We start from the raw sequence: 26,004 nt of genomic DNA on the forward strand, positions 1-26,004 counted from the left end.
CAGCAAACTGCTCAGTCCACGCTGATAGTCGTCAGATCCTGAAACCAGTGCTGCGCCTGCACGAACTTCTTCACCTTTGGCGACAGGGCGTGCGGGTTGGTGTCATGCACCACCCACACCAACACGGCGTCATCGACGATCAGCGAATGCGCCTGCGCCAGCAATTCATCCTGCTTGGCGGGGTCGAAGTTGTTCTTGGCCTCGTCGATCAGCGCATCGACCTTAGGGTTCTTATAGCCGCCCCAGTTGACTCCGACCGGCGCGACCTGGCGGGAGTCGAAGAAGCGGACGATGGCATACAGCGGATCGGAGGTGACGTAAGCGATGTTGTTGGCGGTGATGCCCTTCATGCTGTCGTCGGCCGCGCCCTTGCGCCACGCGGTGTACAGCACTTCGAGTTCGACGACCTTGAATTCGACATCGACGCCGATTTCCTTGAAGCTCTGCTGCAGGAATTCGTTCATCGGCAGGGACAGCATCTGGCCGGTGCCGCCATTGGCGATGATGAACGTCGCCTTCAGCGGCTTGTCCGGGCCGTAGCCGGCTTCCTTCACCAGTCTCTTGGCTTCGGCGAGATCGTACTTGATCTTGAACTCCGGCTTGCCGAACCACGGGGAGGACGGATCGACCTGGCCGATGGCGGGCTTGGCGAGGCCGTTCATCAGGCCGACGACGGCATCGCGGTCGATGGCGAGGTTGAGGGCCTTGCGCAAGCGGACGTCGGTCCAGGGCGAACCCGGCAGCACGCTGAGATGATAATTCCAGACGTGCGGCGTCACGTTATCGACGATCTTCATGCCTGCGCCCTTGAGTTGCGGCACGGCGTCCGGTGCGGGGGTCTCGATCAGATCGACCTGTCCGGCCAGCAGCGCGTTGGTGCGGGTCAGCGCTTCCGGCATCGGCACCAGAACCAGCTTGTCGACCTTGGCGATACGCTTCTTGTCCCAATAGTCGGGGTTCTTCGAGAGTTCGGCGAGTTCGCGCGGCACCAGTTTGGTCAGCTTGAACGGTCCCGTGCCGGAAGGCGTGGCAGCAAATTTATCCCAGTCCTTGCCGACTTTTTCATACTGCGCCGGGCTGGAGACCAGGAACCAGAGCATCTGGTAGGGGAAGAACGAATCGACGGCCTTGGTGGTGATCTCGACGGTGGAGTCGTCGATCTTGGCGTAGCTGGCGACCGAGGGCAGGCGGGTCTTGACCTGGGCGCTCTGGCGCTTGTCGAACTGCGGTGCCTTTTCGTTCAGCACCTTGTCGAGGTTCCACACCACGGCGTCGGCGTTGAAGTCGCTGCCGTCATGGAACTTGACGCCCTGGCGCAAAGTGAAACGCCACTTGGTCTTGTCGGCGGGATCGACCTTCCATTCGGTGGCAAGGCCCGGGATCAGCTTGCCCGGGCGATCGGACACGTCCATCTCCCATGCGACGAGCGGATCGTAAATGGTATAGCCGGTGAACTGGTAGGCGCCGGCGCCGCGATCGGGCTGACCGGTGGTCAGCGGAATGTCCGCCATCGAGATGCCGTAGCGCACGACCGACTCGGCATGCGCCGGTGCCGCGGCACCCAGCACGGCGGCGATGGCCGCGACCAAAAATGAATTCCGAACGCGCATGAAACAGGGCTCCAGTGAGAGGGTCGAGAGTCGCCAAATACCTGCAAGCTTGATGCCACATTAGGCAGTTTGCGGCGCAATGTGTGCCATGCGGACGCTGTGCCGCAGGCCCGGTCATGGGCGCGCATATTGCAACCGGTGGCACAAGCGTTGCATAAGAATTAGCCAGTTGAGCCGAGCCATTTCAATCCATAGGGACTGACACCGATGCGTACCGAGAAGCCGACACAGAGCCGCCTGAAGACGGTGATCATGATGCTGACCATGGCGACGGCGATTACGCTGCCCGGGGTCGTGCATGCAGAGACCGTCCTGCGCATCGGCATGACCGCTGCCGACATTCCGCGCACGCTCGGCCAGCCCGACCAAGGTTTCGAGGGCAATCGCTTCACCGGCAACACCATGTTCGACGGCCTGACCGGCTGGGACCTGTCGTCTGCCACCAAAGCGAGCGTCGTGATCCCTGCACTCGCCACCGAATGGAAGGTGGACGATGCCGACAAGAAGAAGTGGACGTTCAAGCTGCGTCCCGGCGTCACCTTCCACGACGGCTCGCCATTCAATGCGGACGCCGTGGTCTGGAACGTCGAGAAAGTGCTGAAGCAGGATGCCGTGCAGTTCGATGCCAGTCAGGTCGGCGTCACCGCCTCGCGCATGCCGACGCTGGTCTCGGCGAAGAAGATCGACGACATGACCGTCGAACTGATGACCAAGGAGCCGGACTCATTCCTGCCGATCAACCTCACCAACCTCTTTATGGTCAGCCCGACCAAGTGGCAGGCGTTCTTCGACAAAGCCGAAGGCGCCGACGCCAAGGCGAAGTCGCAGGCGGCATGGGCGGCGTTCGCCCGTGAACCCGCCGGCACCGGCCCGTGGAAGATGTCGAAGTTCACGCCGCGCGAGCGTCTCGAACTGGCGAAGAACGACAGCTACTGGAACAAGGACCGCATTCCCAAGGTCGACAAGTTGCTGCTGCTGCCGATGCCGGAAGCCAACGCCCGCACCGCGGCGCTGCTGTCCGGACAGGTCGACTGGATCGAGGCGCCCGCGCCCGACGCCGTCAAGGAAATCACCGCCCGCGGTTTCAAGATCGAAAAGAACGAGCAGCCGCATGTGTGGCCGTGGCAGTTCTCCCGCGTCGAAGGCTCGCCGTGGAATGACATCCGCGTCCGCAAGGCCGCCAATCTGTGCATCGACCGTGAAGGCCTGCGCGATGGCCTGCTGGCCGGCCTGATGGTGCCGGCCTCCGGCACTTTCGAGCCCGGCCATCCCTGGCGCGGCAAGCCGACTTTCGAGATCAAATACGATCTGAAAGCGGCGCAGGCGCTGATGAAGGAAGCCGGCTTCGGCCCGACCAAGAAGCTGGAAGTAAAGACCCAGACCTCGGCGTCCGGCTCCGGCCAGATGCTGCCGCTGCCGATGAACGAATATCTGCAGCAGGCGCTGGCGGAGTGCTACTTCGACGTCAAGCTCGACGTCATCGAGTGGAACACGCTGTTCACCAACTGGCGCCGCGGCGTCAAGGATCCCTCGGCGAACGGCTCCAACGCCACCAACGTCACCTATGCGGCGATGGATCCGTTCTTCGCGCTGGTGCGCTTCCTGCAGTCGTCGATGGCGCCGCCGGTGTCCAACAACTGGGGCTTCATCAACAACCCCAAGTTCGACGAGCTGGTGACCAAGGCCCGCACCACCTTCGATCCCGCGGCGCGTGACGAGGCCCTGGCCGAGTTGAACGCCGCCTCGATCGACGACGCCGCGTTCCTCTACGTCGCGCACGACGTCGGACCGCGCGCGCTGAGCCCGAAGATCAAGGGCTTCGTGCAGCCGAAGAGCTGGTTCGTCGACTTCTCGCCGGTATCGATGACGCCGTAGTCGGATAACGCCGAAGCAGAACGCGCTTTCTTTTCCCTCCCCCCGCGAAGCGAAGCTTCGCACGGAGGGGAGGGTGGCGCGTTTGAGAGCGAAGCGAACAAACGTGACGGGTGGGGGCGCTACATTCGCTGTAGACGATGCAGCACCACCCCCACCCGACCGGCCTGACGGCCGGCCACCCTCCCCACGCGAAGACGCGGGGGAGGGATAAGAAGCCCACGGCTTTGCCACTGAATCGAAGGTGACCTTTGTTCGTCTATATTGCGCGGCGTATCGTCTATGTGATCCCGATCGTCGTCAGCGTGGCGCTGGTGTGCTTCCTGCTGGTGCACATCACCCCCGGCGATCCGCTCGTCGCCATTCTCCCTGCTGACGCGTCGCAGGAGCTCGCGGCGCAACTGCGGATCGCCTACGGCTTCGACCGGCCGCTGCCAGTGCAGTTCGGGCTTTGGTTGTGGCGCGCGCTGCACGGCGATCTCGGCAATTCCATTGCCACCGGCCGCCCGGTGCTCGCCGAAGTGCTGCGCGCGGTCGGTAACACCGTGACCCTGGCCATCGCCGCGGCTTCGATCGGCTTCACCCTCGGCCTGTTCTTCGGGCTGATCGCCGGCTATTTCCGCGACACCTGGGTCGATAAGGTCGCCACCTCGATTGCCATCGCCGGCGTCTCGGTGCCGCACTACTGGCTCGGCATGGTGCTGGTCATCATCTTCTCGGTGCAGCTCAACTGGCTGCCTGCGGTGGGCGCCGGTCCCGGCGGCTCCGGCTCGTGGGGCTGGGACTGGGAGCACATCAAATATCTGGTGCTGCCGGCGATCACCACGTCGGTCATTCCGATGGGCATCATCACCCGCACGGTGCGCGCGCTGACCGGCGACATTCTTTCGCAGGATTTTGTCGAGGCGCTGCGCGCCAAGGGCCTGCGCGAAACCAAGGTGTTTCGTCACGTCATCAAGAACGCCGCGCCGACCGCATTGGCTGTCATGGGCCTGCAGCTCGGCTACATGCTGGGCGGCTCGATCCTGATCGAGACGGTGTTCTCCTGGCCGGGCTCCGGCCTGCTGTTGAACTCTGCGATCTTCCAGCGCGATCTGCCGCTGCTGCAGGGCACGATCCTGGTGCTGGCGCTGTTCTTCGTGTTCCTCAATCTCCTGGTCGATATCGCGCAGGCCGCGATCGATCCGCGCATCAAGCGGAGCTGACCATGCCGGACTTCACCTCATGACCGCGATGACAGACACCGCCCTGCAGGCCGCCCCTGCGCACGCCGCGCGTGGCTACTGGGCCACCGTCGGCCGACGTATCGTCCGCGACAAGGTCAGCATGGCCTGCGCGTTGATCCTGCTGCTGATCCTGCTCGGCGCGCTGTTCGCGCCCTGGATCGGGTTGGCCGATCCCTATCAGGGCTCGATGATCCGCCGGCTGCGCCATATCGGCACGCCGAACTATCCGCTCGGCACCGACGAACTCGGCCGCGACATGCTGGCGCGACTGATCTATGGCGGCCGGCTGTCGCTGCTGATCGGCATTCTGCCGGTAATCCTGGCTTTCGTGATCGGCACCTCGCTCGGCCTCGTCGCCGGCTATGTCGGCGGCAAGATCAACACCGGCATCATGCGCACCGTCGATATCTTCTACGCCTTCCCCTCGGTGCTGTTGGCGATCGCCATCTCCGGCGCGCTCGGCGCGGGCATCGTCAATTCGATCGTGTCGCTGACCATCGTGTTCGTGCCGCAAATCACCCGCGTCGCCGAGAGCGTCACCACCGGCGTGCGCAACGCCGACTTCGTCGAGGCCGCGCGCGCCTCCGGCGCCGACGCCTTCACCATCATGCGCGTGCATATGCTCGGCAACGTGCTCGGTACCATCTTCGTCTATGCCACCGGTCTGATCTCGGTGTCGATGATTCTGGCTGCCGGCCTCTCGTTCCTCGGTCTCGGCACCAAGCCGCCGGAGCCGGAATGGGGCCTCATGCTGAACACGCTGCGCACCGCAATCTACGTCAACCCCTGGGTCGCCGCGCTGCCCGGCGCGATGATCTTCGCGGTGTCGATCTGTTTCAACCTGTTGAGCGATGGCATGCGCAGCGCCATGGACATCCGGAACTGATGTCATGACTGAAATCATCGAACCTATCGACAAGCTCGAGCCGCTGCCGGATATCGGCGGCGTCGCCCAGCCACTGCTGCAGGTGGACGGCCTGACCAAGCATTTCCCGGTGCGCGGCGGGTTGTTCGCGAAGAGCAAGACGGTACGCGCCGTCGACAACGTGTCGTTCGCCATCGCCAAGGGCGAGACCGTCGGCATCGTCGGCGAGTCCGGCTGCGGCAAGTCCACTACGGCACGGCTATTGATGCACCTGATGGAGCGCAATTCCGGCGACATCATCTATGATGGCCGCACGGTGGGCCGCGAGCTGTCTTTGCGCGAGTTGCGGCGCGGCATGCAGATGGTGTTTCAGGACAGCTACGCCTCGCTCAATCCGCGCCTGACCATCGAGGAGTCGATCGCGTTCGGGCCGAAGGTCCACGGCATGGCCGAGAATGCCTCGCGGGCTCTGGCGCGCGAGTTGCTCGGCAAGGTCGGGCTGCGGCCGGAAAATTTTGCCAACCGCTATCCGCACGAGATCTCCGGCGGCCAGCGCCAGCGCGTCAATATCGCTCGCGCGCTCGCGCTGTCGCCGCGTCTCGTCATTCTCGACGAAGCCGTGTCGGCGCTCGACAAGTCGGTCGAGGCGCAGGTGCTCAACCTGCTGGTCGATCTCAAGCGTGAATTCGGCCTGACCTATCTATTCATCAGCCACGACCTCAACGTGGTCCGTTACATCTCCGACCGCGTGCTGGTGATGTATCTCGGCGAGGTCGTCGAACTCGGCCCGGTCGATGATGTCTGGGACAAACCTGCGCATCCTTATACGCGGGCGCTGCTGGCGGCGATGCCGTCGTCGGATCCCGACAATCGCACGCAGGTGCCGCCGATCACCGGCGATCCGCCGAACCCGATCGACCCGCCGTCGGGCTGCCGCTTCCACACCCGCTGCCCGTTCGTCGAAGCGGTCTGTTCGGGCGAAAGCCCAAAATTGTCTGATATCGACGCGGCCGGCCATCAGGTTGCCTGCTACATGTTCATCCCGGGCTCCGGCCACAGCAAAGCGCCACCGACAGGAGCCGTTGCCCCATGACCCCGCCCACCGCCAAACAGATCAAGGCCGTCACCGACGTTGCCGGTCTGCCGGTTGCCGATGACGTCGCCACGCGCATCGCCAATTCGATCGGGCCTGCCTTCGAAGGTTTCGTCGCCATTGCCGGCACCTTGCCGTTCGATCTGGAGCCCGCGACCTATCTCGTCGTGCAGAACTCGAAAGCTGCGAAATGAGCGCTACCGAACCCGCATTGCTGTCGCTCACCGACGTCGCCAGGGCCATTGCGCAGAAGAAAATCTCGTCGCGCGAAGCCACGCAGTCTTGCCTCGACCGCGCTGCGAAATGGCAGCCCAGCCATAACGCCTATATGTCGATCGAGTCCGAGGCTGCGCTCACGGCCGCCGATGCCGCCGATGCGGCGCTCGCCAAAGGCCACAGCCAGGGCGCGCTGCACGGCGTGCCGCTGGCGCACAAGGACATGTATTACGATAAGGGTCATGTGGTGACCTGCGGCTCGCAGATCCGCCACGACTGGGTCGCCACCACCACGTCCACCGCCCTGCAGCGGCTGAAGGATGCCGGCACGGTGCGGCTTGGTTCGCTGCAGATGGTGGAGTTCGCCTACGGCCCGACCGGCCACAATTCGCATTACGGCGCGGTGCATAATCCCTGGCATGTCGATCACGTCACCGGCGGTTCGTCGTCGGGCTCCGGCTCAGCGGTGGGCGCGCGACTGACCTTTGCGGCGCTCGGTTCCGACACCGGCGGTTCGATCCGGATGCCGGCGCATTTCTGCGGCGTCTCCGGCTTGAAGACGACCGTGGGCCTCGTCAGTCGCGCCGGCGCGATGCCACTGTCGCAATCGCTCGACACCGTCGGGCCGCTGGCGCGCACCGCCGAAGACTGCGCGCTGCTCACCGGCCTGATGGCCGGAGCCGATCCGCTCGATCCCACCACCAGCACCCGCGTGGTGCCGGACTACTTGGCGGCGACTCGTGCGTCCGCCAAGGGCATGACCGTCGGTATTCCCAAGGCGTTCTATGTGGACGATCTCGACGCCGAGACCGCGAGAATTCTTGACGACACCATCGCCACGCTGAAGCGCGAAGGCGTCAATATCGTCGAGGTCGATCTGCCCGACCAGCGCCAGCTCACCGCGGCCTGTCAGCTGGTGCTGGCGACGGAAGCCGCCGCCCTGCACAAGCGATGGATGATCGAGCGGCCGCAGGATTATGGCGCGCAGGTTTTGATGCGGCTGCAGAACGGCTTTGCGATTCCCGGCGTGTCCTATCTGGAAGCGCTGCGCTGGCGCGGGCCGGCGCTCGCGGCTTACCTGGCGGCGGTCACCGGCACGGATGCGGTGCTGGCCCCGGTGTCGCCGGCGCCAGCGCCGACCATCGCCGAGACCGACGTCGGCAACAGCATGGGCGCCGAAGCGTTGATCCAGCGGCTGACGCGCTTCACCCGGCCGATCAACTATCTCGGCGTGCCGGCGCTTTCGATCCCGACTGGATTCACCGCCAGCCAGTTGCCGGTCGGCATGCAGCTGATCGGCCGTCCGTTCGACGAAGCGACGCTGCTGACCCTCGGCGCCGCGTTCCAGCGGGCTACCGACTTCCACACAAGGTGTCCGGAGCTGGCATGAGCAATCTGGTCGAGGTCCGCAATCTCAACATCAAGTTCTCGGGCGAGCGCACCGTCCATGCGGTGAACGATCTCAGCCTGACACTGGGCGAGGGCGAGGTGCTCGGCCTGCTCGGCGAGTCCGGCTCGGGCAAGAGTGTCACACTGCGTGCACTGATGCGGCTGCTGCCGAAGAAGCGCACGCAGATCACCGGCACCGTCAATGTGCTGGGCAGGGATGTGCTGGCGCTCGATGACGAGGAGCTGTCGGCGTTTCGCGGTCAGACCGTGTCGATGATCTTTCAGGAACCGGCGCTGGCGCTGGATCCGGTCTACACCATCGGTCAGCAGATCGCCGAAAGCGTGATGCGCCACGAGGGCAAGAGCCAGGCCGACGGTATGAAGCGCGCGCTGGAAATGCTCGAGGTGGTGCGTATCCCCTCGGCGAAACGCCGGCTGGACGCCTATCCGCACGAAATGTCCGGCGGCATGCGGCAGCGCGCGATGATCGCGCTGGCGCTGGCCTGCAAGCCGAAAATCCTGCTCGCCGACGAGCCGACAACGGCGCTCGACGCCACCGTCCAGATCCAGATTTTGTTGTTGCTGCGCGAGCTGCAGCGCGAATTCGGCATGTCGATTATTTTCGTCACACACGATATCGGCGTCGCGATCGAAATTTGCGACCGCGTCGCGGTGATGTATGCCGGCCAGATCGTCGAGCAGGGCACGCTGAGCCAGATCGTGCGCTCGGCAGTGCATCCCTATCCACGCGGATTGCTGGCTTCCACCGTGCATGGCGCCAAGCGCGGCGCCCGGCTGGAAACCATCCCCGGCACACCGCCCTCGCTCGACAAGGCGCCGGTGAACTGCTCCTTCGCGCCGCGTTGCAGCTTCGCCCAGCCGCGCTGCGTCGAGGCGCCGCCGCCGAACGTCCACATGGAAGGCAACCGCATGGCGCGATGCATTCTGGCGGAGCCGGCAGCGGTGGTGGTCTAGTTAGTCTGTACGTGGTCATGGCCGGGCTTGTCCCGGCCATTCACGATGTTCCGCGAGAACGTGGATGCCCGGCATAGCGCCGGGCATGACGTGGAGAGGACGGTCACTCGACGAGAGGTCGTTCGTTGGTCCGAAATCACGCCGATAAATTCTTCAGCAAGAACGTCAACGCCGTATGCGCGAACGCATGCATGTTGCCCAGCCGATCGCTGCTGCCGGTTTCCAGCGTCATCACATCGTGATGCGGTCCGGCCACCGCGATGCAGCTGTGGCCGGCCGCGTCGCCGTAGCTGTTGCCGGTCGGACCGGTGGCGCCGGTCTCGGACAGTCCCCAGTCGCAGGCAAAGCGTTCCCGGATCCGCTTCGCAAGCAATTCGGCATAGGGCTCGGACGCGGAGCGCAGGCCTTTCATCGCATCATTGTCGATGTCGGCCAGGATTCGGCGCGCGTCGCGGGTGTAGATGACGGCGCCACCGAGAAAATACGCCGATGCGCCGGGCACCGCGAGCAGGGCCGCTGAAATCAGGCCGCCCGTCGAGGATTCCGACACGGCGATCTTTTGCTTGCGCGCGATCAATTCGACCGCAATCCTTTCCGCCAGCGCGACAAGCTCTCTCATGATTTCTTGCCCGGTTTGTCGGCGAGCGAATGATAGACGACGCGAATGAAGTTCTTGCCGGCCTGTTCGCTCAACGCCCACGTGGCGTCGAGATCGGCGAACGGTTTCGCCGCCAGGACGTCGTCCTCGCTCTTGCCCTCCTTCACCAGTTTCGCCATCCGGTCGCGCGCGGTGACCAGCATGGCGCGGTACTCGATCAGCGCAGTCTTGTCGGCGAGCGGGCCGTGACCCGGCACAATCTTGGTCTTGTCGTTAGCCAGCTTGAGATAGGCGTCGGTGGCGGCGATCATGCCCTTGATGTTGCCGCCGTTGAGGAAGTCGATGTTGGGATAGCGGCGATTGGTGAAGGTGTCACCAGTGGCCAGCACGTTGGCACTCTTGAAGTAGACGTAGGTGTCGCCGTCGGTGTGGGCGTGTTCGATGTGCCGGAGTTCGGCGATGCGGCCCCTCAGACTGAGCTTGAGCTGGTGGGTATAGGTGGTGGCAGGCAGCGCTTCCTTGGGTGCTGGCGGATTGTCGACGCCGGTCAGGAAATTCTGGGTACCTGTCGCAAGCCGGGTCTTGACCTTGATGTTGGCGACGACCGTCGTGCCTTCCTTGGCGAACGGCGCATTGCCGCCGGTGTGGTCGCCGTGGAAATGCGTGTTGACGAGATACTTGACCGGCTGCGGCGACACCGCCGCGATAGCCGCCTTGATCTTGTCATGCAGCGGGGCGAATTCGCCATCGACCAGAATGACGCCGTTCTTGGCGGTGGCCAGCGTCATGTTGCCGCCTTGGCCTTCGAGCATATAGGTGCCGTCGCCGAGGTCGGTGGTCTTGATTTCAACCTTGGAAAAATCCGGAGCCGGCGGCGCGGGTGGTTGCTGTTGGGCGAAGGCGGGAGCGGCAAGCGTTGCCAGGGTGACGAACGCGGCCAGTATATTCCGATGCATGACGAACTCCGTACGAGACAGGCCGCCTTGTAGCATGGTTCGCACGCCCGTCCGTTGCCGAACGCGTGAACGCGCGCAGCGGGTCGGCTGCGCGAGTTCGAGGTTTAGAGCGCCCGCTATGCGGGAACGGCCTCTCGTGTCGCCATCGCCTTGCCGCCGCGATAGATCGTCAGCGTGGCCACCAGACCGCTGGCCGCGGCGAACATCAGCCAGAAGCCGGGCGAGGCCTTGTCACCGGTGCGGTCAATCAGCCAGGTCGCAGCCAACGGCGTGAAGGTGCCGAACAGCGCCGCGGCCAGCGCATAGGCCAGCGAGAAGCAGGTGGTGCGTACGTGCGCGGGCACGATCTCGGTGAGGGCGACCACCATCGCGCCGTTGTAGATGCCGTAAAAGAACGACAGCAACAGTTCGACGATCATCATCTTGCTGAAGGAGGGGGCACTCACCAGCCACGATAACAGCGGGTAGGCGGTCAGAAGCGACAGTCCCGCGCTGGCCAGCAACACCGGTTTACGGCCGATGCGGTCGCTTAACGCGCCGCCGATCGGCAACCAGATGAAATTGCTGATGGCCACGAACACGGTGACGATCAGGGCGTCGCTATTGCTGAGCTTGAGCACGTTCTTGCCGAAGGTCGGCGTGTACACGGTGACGAAGTAGAACGTGACGGTGGTCATTGCCACCATCATCATGCCCCAGAAAATGATGCGCCAGTTCAGCGCTGCCGCGGCGAAGGTTTCGGACGGGGACGGATGTTTCTTCATGGCCAGGAAGGCCGGGGTTTCCTCCAGCGTGCGGCGCAGCACGAAGATGAAGGGCACGATGATGCAGCCGATGAAGAACGGAATCCGCCAGCCCCAGGCAGTGATGGCGTCGGCGGGCAAAATTTCGCTGAGCACGAAGCCGATGACGGCGGCGACGAAAATTGCGACCTGCTGACTCGCCGACTGGAACGAGGTGTAGAAGCCTTTCTTGCCGGGGGTGGCGATCTCGAACAGGTAGACCGAGACGCCGCCCAGTTCGACGCCGGCGGAAAACCCCTGCAGCAGCCGGCCGATCAGCACGATGATCGGCGCGGCGATGCCGATCGAAGCATAGGTCGGGCACACTGCGATGAAGATCGTGCCCATCGCCATGATCGCCAGCGTGACGATCAGGCCCTTGCGGCGGCCAATGCGGTCGATATAGGCGCCCAGAAAAATCGCGCCGACCGGGCGCATCAGGGCGCCGAGCCAAAACGTCGTGAAGGTCAGCAGCAGCGCGTTGGTGTCATTGCCAGGAGGGAAAAACGCCTTGGAGATCGCGGTGGCGTAGAAGCCGAACAGGAAAAAATCGAACTGTTCGAGGAAATTGCCGGAGGTTGAGCGCAAAATGGCGCCGAGCCGGGATTTGATTTCCGCAGGCGGCGAATGGGTGGTTGGCGACGTCATGGTTTCCCCCGGAGATTACGGCGCGCAAACGCGCGTCCGTTGCAGCTCGACTGCTTGATGCGGCATTCTGCCACGGGGGCGGAGCCGGGCCAATCCCCAAAAGCCGATGCAGGAGCGTGTGGCGATCGTCACGCCTTGGGTTGAACGGCAGCCAGCAGCCATTCCCGGAACGCCACCAGCTTCGGCGCGTGGGACGCGGTCTCGGGCGATACCAGATAGAAGCCGGCATCCGCCGGCAGGCTGATCTGGAACGGCACCACGAGCCGGCCATTCGCAAGGTCGCCCTCCACATAGGTGGTGCGGCCCACCGCGACCCCAAGGCCGTCGATCGCCGCCTGCAGGGTCATGAAGATCATGTCGAAGCTCAGCCCCGGCTGCTTCGAGATATCCGTCGGGAGACCGGCGGCGGTTAGCCACAGCCGCCAGTCGTCGTCATAGCCGCCGCTGGAATGCAGCAGCGTGTGGTGCGCCAGATCCTGCGGCGTCCGTAGCGGCCAGTCGCCCTGCAGCAGCGCCGGGCTGCAGACCGGAAACAGCTGGTCGGCGGTGAGCCAGTCGGCGCGCAGCCCAGGCCAGTGGCCGCGGCCGTAGCGGATCGCGGCGTCGACATCGCCGCTCTTGAAATCCACCATGCCGGTGGAGGTGGTGATACGGACGTCGATGTTCGGATGCGCCGCCTGGAACGCCGACAGTTTGGGTAGCAGCCATTTGGCGGCGAGCGAGGCCAGCGTGCTCACGGTGAGCACATGGTCGTTGTCCTTGCGCAGCAGCCGGTCGGTGGCCAGCCGCAGGTCGTTAAAGGCGGCGCGGACGCCGGGCAGATAATCCCGCGCTTGTGGCGTCAGCGCTAGCGCACGATTCTGCCGGATGAACAGCGGGATGCCGAGCTCTTCCTCGAGCCGCTTGATCTGATGGCTGATCGCCGTCTGCGTGACGTTCAGTTCGGCGGCGGCGTTGGTGAAGCTGAGATGGCGCGCCGCAGATTCAAAGGCGCGCAGCCCATTGAGCGACGGCAGCCGGGCACTCATATGGTCTCCCTTCGCTCCGTCCATGAGTTTATCTCATGTGACGCGGTGCACAATGTCGTTTGTCGGACGCGCCAAATGCGACGATATTTAAGGCAGAAATTTAGCCCGAGGAGAGAAAAATGTCTACGTATACTCATGAATCGATGACAAATCATCATGCGCCGAGCGTGTTCGCCGAGGCCGGCCACGTGCTTCACATCTGGATTGAACGGATTCGCCAGCGCCGCGAACTTATCGAGTGGAGCGAACGCGACGTCCGCGATGCCGGCCTGTCGTGGGGCGATGTGAGGTACGAAGCCAGCAAGCCGTTCTGGCGCGCGTAAACGCCAAAGGAGCGCGCGCCATGAAAACCATCGAACCAGGCGATCTCCGCCAGTATTCTGATGTACTGCTGACGCGCGGCGGTGAGATCGTAACGTTGCGTTTCGTTGAGGTCACGGACGCCGCCGCGCTGCAGACCTATTTCCGCAATCTGTCGGTGCGCTCGCGTTACAACCGGTTGATGGGCGCGGCCAGCGAGTTGCCAGTAGGGCAGCTGGAGAAATTCATCCACGTCGGGGACGGCGGCAGCTTCTCGGTGGTGGCGACCATGAAAGCCGATGGCGTTGATCGCATCGTTGGCGAAGCTCGCTACGCCCTCGATGAAGATACCGCGCGCTTCGAGTTCGGGCTGTCGATCGACGATGGGCTGCAGCGCAAGGGCCTGGGCTTGGCGTTGCTGTCCAACCTCGCATGCCGCGCCGCCGCGCTTGGCGCTGAAACCCTGTTCGGGGATACGCTGCGCTCCAACGACGCGATGCAGGCGCTGGCGCGCAAGGCAGGCTTCAGCTTCGTATCAACGCCCGGAGACTGGAAACAGGTGCGGTTCGAGAAACGCATCACGATCGTGCCGCAAGATATTCAGTGCGCGAGCTGGCGAGTGAGGGCCGAGCTAGGTGCTTATGCGCCCTTGGTTCACTGATTTTTCGTAAGCTCTCGCCTCGCTCAAAACTTCTCCACCCACGGCCGGACTTCCAGCTCTGAACTCCACGCGCTGCGCGGCTGTTGCAGCACGTTCCAGTAGTTGACGGCGATGGCGTCGGGATCGAGCATCGAGTCCGGCCGGTCCGCGGGCTCGGCGCGGACCGAGCTGCGGATGCCGCCATCGATGACGAAGTGAGCGATGTGGATGCCCTGCGGCGCGAATTCGCGGGCCAGCGACTGCGCCATGCCGCGCAGTGCGAACTTGCCCATCGCAAACGGCGCCGACTGCGCAAAGCCCTTGATGCTGGCGGAGGCGCCGGTGAACAGGATCGCGCCGTGCCGGTTCGGCAGCATCCTTTGCAGCGCCTGTTGCGCCACCAGAAACCCGCCGAACGCGCTGACGGCGATCGATTGCGCGACATCCTCAGGCTTGAGTTCGACGAACGGCCCGCGGGCGCGCTGGCTGGCGTTGTAGACGACCACATCGAGCTTGCCGATCTGCTGCTCCACCTCGACGAACAGTTTGGCGACGTCATCGGCACTGGTGGCATCGCAGGCGAAGGCTTTGGCGCCGGTTTCCTGACACAGCGCATCCAGCTTCGCGGCGTTGCGCGCGGCCAGCGCCACCCGCAGCCCTTGCTTCGCCAGCAAACGCGCCAGCGATGCGCTGATGCCTTCGCCGGCGCCGACGATCAAAGCGGTTTCATAATGCGGAATATCCATGGGCGATCATTCTCCGGGGGGCACTTTATTCAGCCGCGCTCGAGGCGCATGATGGAGATGGAAACGCCGTTCGAACAAACAAGAGGTCGTCATGAACGCCCAGGGTAAAATCGTTGCTGGAAACATCGACAACATGATCGCGCCGGATACGTCGGGCATGAATTTCTATCGCGCCGATCCGGCCTTGGCGGATCTGCTGCGCATTCATCTGCCGCAGGCGCTGTTCGCGCACATCGAGCCGCATCTTGACCGCCTCGGTGCGCTGGTCGGCGGGCCGCTCGATGAAGCCGGGAGGATGGCCGACAAGCATGTTCCGGTGTTGCACCAGCGCGACCGGTTCGGCCGCGATGCGCAGCGCATCGAGTATCATCCCGCCTATCGCGAACTGGAGCACGCGGCGTTCGGCGAATTCGGCATTCACGCGATGTCGCATCGCGCGGGCATCCTGGGTTGGCCGAGCACCTATCCGGTGGCGGCGAAGCACGCCTTCACCTTCCTTTTCAACCAGGCCGAATTCGGCATGGGCTGCCCGATCAACGTCACCGACGGCGCCGCCAAGCTGCTGTCGAAGTTCGGCGACGCTGCGCTGAAAGCGAAATACCTCGACGGGCTGACGCAAACCGACATCAGCCGGCTGACGCAAGGCGGCCAGTTCATGACCGAAAAGGAAGGCGGCTCCGACGTCGGCAAGCTGACCACCACGGCGGTGCAGGAAGGCGATCACTGGCGCCTCACCGGCGAAAAATGGTTCTGCTCGAATGCCGACGCCGAGATCGTGATGCTGCTGGCGCGGCCCGCGGGCGCAGAGGATGGCACCCGCGGGGTCGGTCTGTTCCTGATGCCGCGGCGCCTCGACGACGGCTCGCCGAACCACTACCGGATTGTCCGGCTGAAGGACAAGCTCGGCACACGCTCGATGGCTTCCGGCGAGATCAAGCTGGAAGGCGCGGTGGCCTACGCGGTCGGCAAGCTCGACCGCGGCTTCGTGCAGATGGCCGAGATGGTGAATTCGAGTCGGTTGTCGAACGGCGTGAAGTCAACATCGCTGATGCGCCGCGCCTATCACGACGCGATGGCGGTGGCGCGCGGCCGGGTGGTGTTCGGAAGCCGGATCATCGACATGCCGCTGGCGCGTCGGCAGTTGATGAAGATCATGCTGCCGACCGAACAGGCGCTGTCGATGAGTTTTCTCACCGCTGATGCGCTGGACCGCGCCGAAGCCGGTAGCCAGGACGCCGCGGCGCTGCTGCGCATTCTCACGCCAACGCTGAAATTTCGCGCCACCCGTGATGCGCGAAAAGTCTGCGGCGACGCCATGGAGATGCGTGGCGGCATCGGCTACATCGAGGAATTCGCCACGGCGCGCCTGCTACGCGATGCCCATCTTGGCTCGATCTGGGAAGGCACGGGCAACATCGTGGCGCTGGATGCCCTGAAGCGCGCCGTTGGTCGTCATGGCGCGGAGGCCGCGCTGGCCGCCGATCTGCATGCGCGGCTCGACGATTCCGCCAGTGTGCCGCAGATCTGGCGCGACCGGCTGCATGGCCTTGTCGATCACGCCATCGGCTTTGCACGGGAAGTTGCTGCTCACGCCGACAATGAAGCCGACGCGCGGCGCGCGACGAGTTCGCTGTATCATGTGGCCAGTGCGGTGACGCTGGCATGGGAGAGCCATCGTATCCACGCCATGCGGGGTGATGCGCGCCGGCTGCTGCTGTCGCGACTGGTGATCGATCACCGCCTGATGGCGCCGGACCCCTTCGCGGCGATCGAGAGCGACACGCAACGGGCGATTGTCGAGCACCTGTTGAGCGAGCGCGATGTAGGGATGGCGGAGGCGGGCGCGCTGGTAGTGACGTAGTTGTAGCCCGCATGAGCGGAGCGACATGCGGGGACAGATCTTCAACGCAACGGCTGGTCCCGGATGTCGCTTCGCTCATCCGGGCTACGTCAAAAGCCCTCCGGCGCGACAAACCCGCCGAACTCGCGCTCGATCAGTTCCGCGAGTTTCAGCGTGGTATGATCTTCCAGCCAGGGGCCGATAATCTGCAGGCCGATCGGCAATCCCTCATTCGATATCGCCACCGGGATCGCGGTGGCGGGCAGGCCGGGCAAAGTCGCGAGGCCGGGCCAGATCAGCTGATCGACATATGGATGATTGATGCCATCGATGTCGATATGACGCTTGTCCTGATCCGGCTCATGATCATGCGGATAGGCGGGCGTCGGCATCACCGGACAGATCACGGCGTCGAAACTCTTGAACAGTTCGCGCCATTGTGCGCGCAAGCGGGTTCGGCTGCCATCGGCCATCAGCCAGTCGCGGTGGCTCAGCGCGGCGCCGCGCAGGCGTTCGGCTTTGAGGCTGCTGTCGTTGGGATCGAGTTTCGTCGCGGCGGCGACGCCCGTGGCATACGCGTCCGGTGGTGCGCCCGCGGCGAGCAGTCCCACCAGCATCCGCATATAAAGCCGCGCACTGGCTGCGAGGTCGGGCAGCAGCGGGCTTTCTCTGACAATGTGAACCCCGGCCCTGGTCAAATTCGCGGCGAGCATTTCAACCGCGCTGCGCACGCTGCGGCCGCTTGGAATCAGCGGATGCACATCGAGCATCAGCACGCGAAAATCCTGCAGCGCCGTATGTCGTGCGGACGGCAGCGCGAGCTTGTAGCCGACGCCTTCCTGCCAAGGATCCGGGCCGGCGATGACGTCGAGCAGCAGGCCGAGATCGGCGGCACAGCGGGCCATCGGCCCGATCACCGAGAGTTCGCGGCCGGATGGCAGCGGCGGAAAGGGCGGTGGCAGGTGGCCGCGGGTCGCCGCTAGCCCGAAAGTAGGCTTGTGCGCATAGATGCCGCAATAGTGGCCGGGCACCCGCAGTGAGCCGCCGATGTCGGAGCCGAGTGACAGCGCGCCATAGCCGGCAGCCAGCGCCGCCGAGGAGCCGCCGGACGAACCGCCGGGAGTGCGGCCGAGGTCGAACGGGTTGTTGGTGGTGCCGTAGATGTCGTTGTAGCTCTGCCAGTCGCCAAGCCCGAGCGGCACGTTGGTCTTGCCCAGGATCACACCGCCGGCGTCCTTGACCCGCGTGATCGCCAGCGCGTCTTCGGAAGCGATGAAATCCTTCTGCGCGACAAAGCCCCAAGTGGTCGGCGTGCCGGCGAGGTTGAAGGATTCCTTCACCGTCATGGGAATGCCGAGCAAAGGCCTGGTCTCGCCGCGGGCCAGCGCCGCGTCGGCTGCCCGGGCACCATCAAGGCCGCGTTCGAAGTCGCGGACGCAGACCGCGTTGACGTCGCCGTCGTGCTTTTCGATCTGCGCGATGGCGTCCTGTGCCAGTTCGACGGCAGATACACTTCTGGCCTTCAGCGCGGCCGACATTTCGGTGGCGGTCGCGAAAACGGAAACTGATGCGGTCAAGACAGGCTCCTGCTGACGGATGATCGGACAGCAGAGTGCGCAGTTCAGACGGGGCGTGCAAGCCTAGCGCGGCGCATGGGGCTCGCGCAAAAACTGCAGCAGCAGCCGGCTCACTTCGTGCGGTTGTTCCTGCTGCACCCAGTGCCCGGCGCCGTCAATCAGATACACCCCGCGCAGGTCGGTGCAGGCGGTGTTCTGCATCGCCTCGATGACGCCGGGGCGCTGGTAGATGCCCCAGTCCTGTTTTCCCGAGATGAAGCAGGACGGCACGTCGATGGTGCGGCCGGACCAGGTTTCATATTCGGCAGTGAAGATGCCCGAGGTGCCGCAGCGATACCATTGCAGCCCGCCCTGAAACCCGGTGCGGGCATATTCGGCAGCGTAGAAAGCGAGTTCGCGATCCGGGAGCCAGGTGTTGGATGCGATCTGGACAGGCGAAGGCATCTCTTCGGCGACGGTCTCGGCCATGGTCTTGCCGAGGTCCATCACATAATAGGTCGGCAGTTTCGCCAGTTCGTTCGCCGTCCAGCCTTGCAACGGATACGGCGTGTTGCCGGGCCAGTCCGCGCTCTTGTGGTGATAGTAGGCGCGCAGGAAATCATGCACGCCCTGCGGCGCGTGCTGCATGTGGGCATTGGCGTCACGCCGGGAATAATACCATTGGTAGTGCTCGCGCGGTCGCGGCAGAGCGGCGAGGTCGCGATGAACCGGATCTTCTTGCTTTGGCGCAGCCAGCTTGTTGGCGGTGTCGAACGGCAGCGGCGGCGGCCCGGCAAACGGCGCGCTCATCAAGGCGAGGGATCGAAACACATCCGGCCGCACCAGCGCGCACCACGCCGCCACCGACGAGCCGGAATCGTGTCCCACCACGGCATCGACATGACGACAACCGAACGCCGAAACCAGCCCCAGCGCGTCGCGCACCAGGTTGAGCAGCCGGAACGGTGCGAGGTCGCCGTCATAGTCCGCATCCCAGCCGGTGGTGCGGCCATAGCCGCGCTGGTCCGGTGCGATGACGTGGTAGCCGGCGGCGGCGAGCGCCGGCATCACCTTGCGCCAGCTAAAGGCGAGCTCCGGAAAGCCGTGCAGCAGCAGCAGGCAGGGCCGGCCCTGGCTCTCGAAGCCGGCTTCCAGCACGTGCATGCGCAGGCCCTTGATATCATCCACGAAGCGCGAGCGAATTCCGGATGGCAGAATATCGGAGGAGATAGGGTCCAAGGCGTTCGCTCCCGCTGGATTTTGATTCTTGATTTTAAATCAATCCTAGCACGGGCGTTGTCTTAACTTCTTCCTGCAAGAGCGGGGCGAAGGAGCACGCGCGTGGCGCGAAATACTATCTTCGAAACCGTGCCACCAGTTCGACATGCGGTGTATGGCGGAACTGGTCCACCGGCGTGACGCTGTCGATCTTGTAGCCGCCATCGATCAGGATCCTGGCATCGCGCACGAAGCTCTGCACGTTGCAGGACACCGCGACCACGGTCGGGATCTTGCTGGCCGCCAGCTTTTCGGCTTGCGCCTGCGCGCCCTGCCGCGGCGGATCGAACACCACGGCGTCGATGTCGCGCAACTCCTGCGCCACCATCGGGCGGTGAAACAGGTCTCGCACCGCGGCCTGGATCGGCTTCAAACCCGATGTGTCTTTTGCCGCCTGTTGCAGCGACAGGATGGCGCCGGCGTCGCTGTCGAACGCCACAATCCGCGATTTCGCGGCGAGCCGCAACGCGAACGGGCCGACGCCGCAGAACAGGTCGGCGACCACCTTCGAGCCCTTGCAGTACTTTACCACGAGCGCGGCGAGGGCTTCCTCGCCGGCGGCCGTGGCCTGCAGGAACGAGCCTGGCGGCAGGACCACTTGCGCAGCGCCGACCTGGATCATCGGCGGGTTGCGCATCAGGACCAGTTCGCCATGGCGCGTCAGCCTTGCGAGCTTGTGGGTTTCGGCAAGCCGCGACAGCGCGGCGATCAGCGGCGCCGGCAGCGGGCCAGTGCCGCGCACGTCGATGTCGAGGCCGTTGCTGGCCGCGGTGACCTGGATGTCGAGCGGCTTGTTGGTGGGTTTCAGCAGCTCCGCGAGCGCGCGCGCCGCATCGAGTGCGCCTTTCAGGCCGGGATCGAGGATCGGGCAATCGTCGATGGCGATGATGGCGTGGCTGGCAGCGGCGGCAAAGCCGACGCGCAGGTTGCCGTCGCCGCCGCGCCGCGCATGCACGGTGATGCGGCGACGGCCGGCGCCATGGGCATCGATGATCGGATCGACCGGGCATTCGATCCTGGCGTGGGCAAGCGTATCGACCACGGTCTGCCGCTTCCAGGCCTGATACGGATCGGGTTGCCAGTGCTGGATGGCGCAGCCACCGCAGCGGCCGAAATAGGTGCAAAAGGGATCGATGCGTTCGGTGCTGGGGGTCTCGACGTGGATGAGATGCCGGCGCTCAGCGTGGCCGGCGACGGGCTCGGCCTCGATGATCTCGCCGGCCAGCGTATAGGGCACGAACAGCGCTTCGCCCGCCGCATAGCCGACGCCGTCGCCGCGCTGTCCGACATGGTCGATGGTGAGTCGTTCAACCACGGCGCGCGCCGAGGAAGAATTCGAGATTGCCGTCGCCGCCGGCGATGGGGGAGGGGAAGATGTCAATGTCAGTACAGCCTTGTGTCGCAGCGAATGCGGCGATGTCATCGCACACCGCCTGGTGGACGGCAGCGTCCTTGATGATGCCCCGCTTGGAATGTTGGCGCGGCGCCTCGAATTGCGGCTTGATCAGCGCCAGCAGATGCATCGGCGCTGCCGCCAGCGACAAAGCCACCGGAAGTACGGCCTTCAGCGAGATGAAACTGACGTCGATCACGACGACATCGGGCCGCGCCGGCAGCCGCTTGTTCTCGTAAGCGCGGATGTCGGTCTCTTCCATCGAGACGATTTTGGGATGTCCCTGCAGCGAGGGGTGCAACTGGCCGCGGCCGACATCGATGGCGAACACCATGCTGGCGCCATTGGCCAGCAGCACTTCGGTGAAGCCACCGGTCGAGGCGCCGACGTCGAGGCAGACGTGGTCCTCGATCTCTATCGGGTAGCGCTCCAGCGCGCCGGACAGCTTGACGCCGCCGCGCGAGACGAAGGGATGCGCGGGCTCTGCCTGGATCACGGCGTCTTCCGGAATGCTTTCCGACGCCTTGGCGACCCGCTTGTCGTCGGCGATCACCAGGCCGGCCTCGATCGCCGCCTGCGCCCTCGCGCGACTTTCGAACAATCCGCGCTCGACCAGCAGCAGGTCGGCGCGCTTGCGTGCGGTAGGCGCGTTGACGGGGCGCTTGGCCATGATCAGAGCGCTGCCGCGAGGCGGACGCAGGCCTCGAAGCTGGTCAGGTCATGCCAGAGGTCATCGGGCGCCCGGTGCGGCACGACGAGCGGCGCGCCGTGCAGTTCAAGCCCGTGGATCATCATCAGATTGTCGGTGTGCCCGAAATTCTCCACAGTCAGTCCGTCGCCATCGACCAGATGGCCATCCTGCGAGGTAACCTGCGAGCGTTCGCGCACCCGATCGACGTACAGCGTGGGGTCGTTGCTGTAGCCGAAGCAGGGCTTCCCGCGCCCCGCCATGTAACCGAGTTCATACACCGTCCCGGCGTCGGCGCCGGGGCCGCGAAACGGCGTCAGATTGGCGATGATCGCGTCGGCCTCGTTCATCATGGTCTCGTTGCCGCGAAAAATTTGTAGCGAGGCGCTATCAGCCGCAAGATCGATGATGTTGTCGAGCGGGTAAAGCCCGATCAGGCCGCGCCGGGCGCAGATATCGACCTTGCGTCGCCCGATGGCGACGGCGTCCGGCAGGAAGACATCGGGGCCTGCGAGGTAGATTTTCATGCCGGATGCATCCATCGTCATTGCGAGGAGCACTTGCGACGAAGCAATCCAGAATGTGCGTTGTGGCTCTCTGGATTGCTTCGCTGCGCTCGCAATGACGAACGCAGCGCTGTCGTGTCAGGCCCGGCTTAAGCCAGCTTCACTGTCTCGGCGGTAAAGTCCTTGCCGAGGGTCTCGAACACCTTTTTCACGATGCCCTTGGCGTCGAGTCCGGCGCGGCCGTACATCGCGGCCGGCGAATCGTGGTCCTGAAAGACGTCGGGCAGCACCAGCGAGCGCATCCGCAACCCGCCGTCGAGCATGCCGTTGTCGGACAGGAACTGCATGACGTGGCTGCCGAAACCGCCGATCGAGCCTTCCTCGATGGTCAGCAGGATCTCGTGGTCGCGCGCCAGCTTCAGGATCATGTCCTCGTCGAGCGGCTTCATGAAGCGCGCGTCGGCGATGGTGGTGGACAGGCCAAGCGTGGCGAGTTCGTCGGCTGCCTTCTCGCACTCGGCGAGACGGGTGCCGAACGACAACAGCGCGATCTTGGTGCCCTCGCGGACAATCCGGCCCTTGCCGATTTCCAGGGGGATGCCGACTTCCGGCATCTCGACACCACGGCCTTCGCCGCGCGGATAACGCAGCGCGCTCGGCCGGTCGTCGATGGCGACCTGAGTGGCGACCATGTGGACCAGTTCGGCCTCGTCGGACGCCGCCATGATGACGAAGTTCGGCAGGCAGCCGAGATAGGCGTTGTCGAACGAGCCCGCATGGGTAGCGCCGTCGGCGCCGACCAGGCCGGCACGGTCGATGGCAAAACGCACCGGCAGGCCTTGGATCGCGACGTCGTGGACGATCTGGTCATAGCCGCGCTGCAGGAATGTCGAATAGATCGCACAGAACGGCTTGTAGCCCTCGGTGGCCAGACCCGCGGCGAAAGTCACTGCGTGCTGTTCGGCGATGCCGACGTCGAAGGTGCGGTCGGGATAGGCCTTGTTGAAGATGTCGACGCCGGTGCCCGACGGCATTGCCGCGGTGATGGCGACGATCTTGTCGTCCTTGGCGGCTTCCTTGACCAGCGAGGCGCCAAACACGTTCTGGTAGGACGGCGCGTTGGGCTTGGATTTGGACTGTGCGCCGGTGGCGATGTCGAACTTGACCACCGCGTGATACTTGTCGGCCGCGGCTTCCGCCGGGCCGTAGCCCTTGCCCTTCTGGGTCACGACATGGACCAGGATGGGGCCGGTCTCCATGTCGCGGACGTTCTGCAACACCGGCAGCAGATGGTCGAGATTGTGACCGTCGATCGGGCCGACGTAATAGAAGCCGAGCTCCTCGAACAGCGTTCCGCCACCGGCCATGAAGGCGCGGGAGTATTCCTCGACGCGACCGGCGCGATCGGCGATCACCTTCGGCAGATGTTTGCCAAGCTGCTTGGCGGCGTCGCGCAGCGAGCGGTAGGTCTTGCCCGAATACATCCGCGACAGATAGGCCGACATGGCGCCGACCGGCGGCGCGATCGACATGTCGTTGTCGTTGAGGATGACGATCAGGCGGGAATTCATCGCGCCGGCGTTGTTCATGGCCTCGTAGGCCATGCCGGCTGACATCGCGCCGTCACCAATCACGGCGATAACGTTGTTCTTGCCGCCCGAAAGGTCGCGGGCAACGGCCATGCCGAGGCCGGCGGAAATCGAGGTCGAGGAATGCGCGGCGCCGAACGGGTCGTATTCGCTCTCGGTCCGCTTGGTGAAGCCGGACAGGCCGCCCGCGGTGCGCAGGGTGCGAATCCGGTCGCGGCGGCCGGTCAGGATCTTGTGCGGATAGGCCTGATGGCCGACGTCCCAAATCAGGCGGTCGCGCGGGGTATCGAATACGTAATGCAGGGCGGTCGTCAGTTCGACGACGCCTAGGCCGGCGCCAAAATGGCCTCCGGTCTCCGACACGGCATCGATGGTCTCCTGACGCAATTCGTCGGCGACCTGTCGAATCTGCTCGACCTTCAACTTGCGGAGATCTTCCGGAGTCTTGATCGTATCGAGCAGCGGTGTCTTACTAAAATCGGTCACGGCACTATTCCAATTTTACATGTCCGGGACTGCGTCCGGCCCGGGGTGGCGGCGTTTCCGCGCGTCACAATCCGGACACTCGCAGCCTCCAGAACCGGGAAGCCTTGTTCGAAGCCTTGTAATGGGCTTCGCTGTTTCACTGTGATATCTAGCATGCTTGGCAGCTCCCTCCCTCTGAACATTTTTGTCAGATGGTTGAAGCGCTTATCAACGTTAAGGACCGGCATTTCAGCCCGCCCGTCAGCGCATAGTCTCAGTCCCTTTACACCAAAGCAGCGACCAAAGCCAACCGCGCTGCCACATCTTTGGAGGGTGTGTTTAGATACTATACACGTTCTAGTAGCATTAACCAAGGCGGCGGGCGACCGGTTCGGGAGCCCCTGCATCGGCGGGATGCAGGCTTTGGGTCCCCAAGTCTAGTCTCTGCCATGCATTTTGGCGGGATATGGGGTCGCCCGTGACCAGCGCCAGCGCAGCGGTCGGCTTGGTGAAACGCTCTTTCAGCGGGACCGGGCCGCAGACTATCATGTAGAAATCGTAAGAATGCGGCCGCTCGTTGGCCATGACGAACTGGAAATGCACCCGGAAGAACTTCCAGCGGAAGCGGTTGTAATGTTCCGCGCGGATGATTTCGCGGAACCGGACCGGTACAATGGTAGGATTGCGCTTCTGGGGGCCGGCGTCGATGCCGTGGCCGGCGACCGGATCAAACGGAAAGAAGTTCATCACGTCCTTGCGTGACTGGCAGTCGATCCAGTCGATCGACGGCTCCACCGCCAGCCGCCGCAGGTTGTCGCGAAATCCGGTCGCGGCCTTGTGGAAGCCGACGATCGGCATGTTGCCGCCCAGCGTCAGCAGCACCACCCGGGGGCCGTGACGGCCCAGCTCGGGATCCAGTTTCAGCGCCCGCGCGACGATTTCGGAGCCGAGGAAAGAACCCGAGCTGTGGCCCACCAGGACGATTTCCTGGGCCTCGCTGGTGCGGGCAACCTCGACGAGGCGCTGCGCGAAACGATCGATCCGGGCGTCCCAGTCCGGCCGCTGGCCGTGGGAGAATTGCCAGGTAAAGATGGTGTCGGACATCAGATAGAGCAGGTAGCTGAGGTGCTCGGTCGTCCTCAGCAGCGTGCCGAGCACGGCCACGAACACCGCCAGCGCCCCGGCGCCGACCAGAAAGCCGTGAATTCCGAGCCATTGCAGCCCGAAACCGAACACCCACGCGATCGCAGCCGACCAGATCGCCTCGTTGAGCAGCAGGACGTGCGGATAGCTGATGAAGGTGGCAAATCGCCAATGGGCTGACCAGAACCGGCCCATGGTGCCGGAAAACACCAGACGCCAGTAGATCGCGATGGCATAGGCCAGCGTACGCCAGATCGGCCACGCCAAATCGCGCTGGATCAGGTCTTCCCAGCGCAGGAAATCGTAATCGGTACGGGTCTGCCAGCCCTGGCCGGAGGTCTCGATGCTCCAGGAGGCGGATTCAGCGGAAAACTCGCCGTCGGGCGGGCCCTTCGGCCGGCTCACCGTGGTGGCGAGGTCGTACAGGCGCCCGAACTTGCGCAGTTCGGTGCGAAACATGCGGTAATACTGCGAGAGGCCCCGCGGATCGTATCCCTGCACATAGATGACATGACGGTGCTGGATGCGCACGCTGGTTCCCCGGAATGAGTGCGGGACTATAGCCCGATGGATGCGCGAAGCGCTAATTCGGGCGGACTGTT

Annotated in this window: 23 protein-coding genes; 10 read left to right on the forward strand and 13 right to left on the reverse strand. The window is 64.2% G+C overall.

All coding sequences use genetic code 11. The features are described from left to right. Positions 1 to 11: 11 nt before the first annotated feature. Complete coding sequence (locus tag JWR89_RS21550; RefSeq protein WP_299719998.1) at positions 12 to 1,610, reverse strand: ABC transporter substrate-binding protein; 1,599 nt, start codon at positions 1,608 to 1,610, stop codon at positions 12 to 14. Positions 1,611 to 1,862: 252 nt separating this feature from the next. Between JWR89_RS21550 and JWR89_RS21555 the strand changes: the two genes are divergently transcribed. From JWR89_RS21555 to JWR89_RS21585, 7 genes are all read left to right on the forward strand, one after another. Beyond that, positions 1,863 to 3,485: an ABC transporter substrate-binding protein gene (locus JWR89_RS21555; RefSeq protein WP_299720051.1), complete on the forward strand. Its 1,623-nt coding sequence runs from the start codon at positions 1,863 to 1,865 to the stop codon at positions 3,483 to 3,485. A 248-nt stretch (positions 3,486 to 3,733) separates the two neighbouring features. Continuing rightward, positions 3,734 to 4,687 (forward strand): ABC transporter permease, encoded by a 954-nt coding sequence (locus tag JWR89_RS21560; RefSeq protein WP_299720000.1) that lies wholly within the window; start codon positions 3,734 to 3,736, stop codon positions 4,685 to 4,687. Between the two features lie 19 nt (positions 4,688 to 4,706). Continuing rightward, the gene (locus tag JWR89_RS21565) at positions 4,707 to 5,594 is read left to right on the forward strand and encodes an ABC transporter permease (protein WP_299720002.1); all 888 of its coding nucleotides are present in this window, start codon (positions 4,707 to 4,709) and stop codon (positions 5,592 to 5,594) included. Positions 5,595 to 5,598: 4 nt separating this feature from the next. Continuing rightward, on the forward strand, positions 5,599 to 6,666 hold the full coding sequence (locus JWR89_RS21570) for an oligopeptide/dipeptide ABC transporter ATP-binding protein (RefSeq protein ID WP_299720004.1): 1,068 nt from the start codon (positions 5,599 to 5,601) through the stop codon (positions 6,664 to 6,666). After that, on the forward strand, positions 6,663 to 6,860 hold the full coding sequence (locus JWR89_RS21575; protein ID WP_299720006.1) for a hypothetical protein: 198 nt from the start codon (positions 6,663 to 6,665) through the stop codon (positions 6,858 to 6,860). The genes JWR89_RS21570 and JWR89_RS21575 overlap by 4 nt, the downstream gene beginning before the upstream one ends. Beyond that, positions 6,857 to 8,272: an amidase gene (locus JWR89_RS21580; protein WP_299720008.1), complete on the forward strand. Its 1,416-nt coding sequence runs from the start codon at positions 6,857 to 6,859 to the stop codon at positions 8,270 to 8,272. The genes JWR89_RS21575 and JWR89_RS21580 overlap by 4 nt, the downstream gene beginning before the upstream one ends. Then, positions 8,269 to 9,246, forward strand: coding sequence for an ABC transporter ATP-binding protein (locus JWR89_RS21585; RefSeq protein ID WP_299720010.1), 978 nt, complete (start codon positions 8,269 to 8,271; stop codon positions 9,244 to 9,246). Before JWR89_RS21580 ends, JWR89_RS21585 begins: the two co-directional genes overlap by 4 nt. Positions 9,247 to 9,382: 136 nt before the next feature. Here the strand turns inward: JWR89_RS21585 and JWR89_RS21590 are convergent, their stop codons facing one another. The 4 genes from JWR89_RS21590 to JWR89_RS21605 all read right to left on the reverse strand — a co-directional run bounded on the left by JWR89_RS21590 (position 9,383) and on the right by JWR89_RS21605 (position 13,258). Then, positions 9,383 to 9,865: a CinA family protein gene (locus tag JWR89_RS21590; protein ID WP_299720012.1), complete on the reverse strand. Its 483-nt coding sequence runs from the start codon at positions 9,863 to 9,865 to the stop codon at positions 9,383 to 9,385. After that, positions 9,862 to 10,800, reverse strand: coding sequence for an MBL fold metallo-hydrolase (locus tag JWR89_RS21595; protein WP_299720014.1), 939 nt, complete (start codon positions 10,798 to 10,800; stop codon positions 9,862 to 9,864). The genes JWR89_RS21590 and JWR89_RS21595 overlap by 4 nt, the downstream gene beginning before the upstream one ends. 116 nt (positions 10,801 to 10,916) lie before the next feature. Further along, positions 10,917 to 12,230 (reverse strand): MFS transporter, encoded by a 1,314-nt coding sequence (locus JWR89_RS21600; protein ID WP_299720016.1) that lies wholly within the window; start codon positions 12,228 to 12,230, stop codon positions 10,917 to 10,919. Positions 12,231 to 12,358: 128 nt separating this feature from the next. Beyond that, positions 12,359 to 13,258, reverse strand: coding sequence for a transcriptional regulator GcvA (locus tag JWR89_RS21605; RefSeq protein ID WP_299720018.1), 900 nt, complete (start codon positions 13,256 to 13,258; stop codon positions 12,359 to 12,361). A 119-nt stretch (positions 13,259 to 13,377) separates the two neighbouring features. Between JWR89_RS21605 and JWR89_RS21610 the strand changes: the two genes are divergently transcribed. Further along, positions 13,378 to 13,581 carry a DUF1127 domain-containing protein gene (locus JWR89_RS21610; protein WP_299720020.1) on the forward strand — a complete coding sequence of 68 codons (204 nt, stop codon included), beginning with the start codon at positions 13,378 to 13,380 and terminating at the stop codon, positions 13,579 to 13,581. Between the two features lie 20 nt (positions 13,582 to 13,601). Next, positions 13,602 to 14,219 carry a GNAT family N-acetyltransferase gene (locus JWR89_RS21615; RefSeq protein ID WP_299720022.1) on the forward strand — a complete coding sequence of 206 codons (618 nt, stop codon included), beginning with the start codon at positions 13,602 to 13,604 and terminating at the stop codon, positions 14,217 to 14,219. 23 nt (positions 14,220 to 14,242) lie between these two features. Here JWR89_RS21615 and JWR89_RS21620 read toward each other — a convergent pair whose 3' ends face one another. After that, positions 14,243 to 14,944 carry an SDR family NAD(P)-dependent oxidoreductase gene (locus tag JWR89_RS21620; RefSeq protein WP_299720024.1) on the reverse strand — a complete coding sequence of 234 codons (702 nt, stop codon included), beginning with the start codon at positions 14,942 to 14,944 and terminating at the stop codon, positions 14,243 to 14,245. A gap of 91 nt (positions 14,945 to 15,035) precedes the next feature. Here JWR89_RS21620 and JWR89_RS21625 point away from each other — a divergent pair, with 91 nt between their 5' ends. Further along, positions 15,036 to 16,805, forward strand: a complete 1,770-nt coding sequence (locus JWR89_RS21625) for an acyl-CoA dehydrogenase family protein (RefSeq protein ID WP_299720026.1) — start codon at positions 15,036 to 15,038, stop codon at positions 16,803 to 16,805. 89 nt (positions 16,806 to 16,894) lie between these two features. Here JWR89_RS21625 and JWR89_RS21630 read toward each other — a convergent pair whose 3' ends face one another. The 7 genes from JWR89_RS21630 to JWR89_RS21660 all read right to left on the reverse strand — a co-directional run bounded on the left by JWR89_RS21630 (position 16,895) and on the right by JWR89_RS21660 (position 25,933). After that, complete coding sequence (locus JWR89_RS21630; protein ID WP_299720028.1) at positions 16,895 to 18,361, reverse strand: amidase; 1,467 nt, start codon at positions 18,359 to 18,361, stop codon at positions 16,895 to 16,897. A gap of 63 nt (positions 18,362 to 18,424) precedes the next feature. Further along, positions 18,425 to 19,570: an alpha/beta hydrolase gene (locus JWR89_RS21635; protein ID WP_299720053.1), complete on the reverse strand. Its 1,146-nt coding sequence runs from the start codon at positions 19,568 to 19,570 to the stop codon at positions 18,425 to 18,427. Between the two features lie 124 nt (positions 19,571 to 19,694). Next, entirely contained in the window at positions 19,695 to 20,933 is a 1,239-nt protein-coding gene (locus tag JWR89_RS21640) for a methyltransferase (protein WP_299720030.1), read from the reverse strand. After that, positions 20,926 to 21,681 (reverse strand): TlyA family RNA methyltransferase, encoded by a 756-nt coding sequence (locus JWR89_RS21645; RefSeq protein ID WP_299720032.1) that lies wholly within the window; start codon positions 21,679 to 21,681, stop codon positions 20,926 to 20,928. Before JWR89_RS21645 ends, JWR89_RS21640 begins: the two co-directional genes overlap by 8 nt. A gap of 2 nt (positions 21,682 to 21,683) precedes the next feature. Further along, positions 21,684 to 22,226: a nucleoside 2-deoxyribosyltransferase gene (locus JWR89_RS21650; protein ID WP_299720034.1), complete on the reverse strand. Its 543-nt coding sequence runs from the start codon at positions 22,224 to 22,226 to the stop codon at positions 21,684 to 21,686. A 128-nt stretch (positions 22,227 to 22,354) separates the two neighbouring features. Then, positions 22,355 to 24,280: a 1-deoxy-D-xylulose-5-phosphate synthase gene (gene dxs / locus JWR89_RS21655; protein WP_299720036.1), complete on the reverse strand. Its 1,926-nt coding sequence runs from the start codon at positions 24,278 to 24,280 to the stop codon at positions 22,355 to 22,357. Between the two features lie 345 nt (positions 24,281 to 24,625). Beyond that, positions 24,626 to 25,933 (reverse strand): hypothetical protein, encoded by a 1,308-nt coding sequence (locus JWR89_RS21660; protein ID WP_299720038.1) that lies wholly within the window; start codon positions 25,931 to 25,933, stop codon positions 24,626 to 24,628. Positions 25,934 to 26,004: the final 71 nt, after the last annotated feature.

The organism is Tardiphaga sp., from assembly GCF_028290785.1.
Taxonomy (GTDB): Bacteria; Pseudomonadota; Alphaproteobacteria; order Rhizobiales; family Xanthobacteraceae; genus Tardiphaga.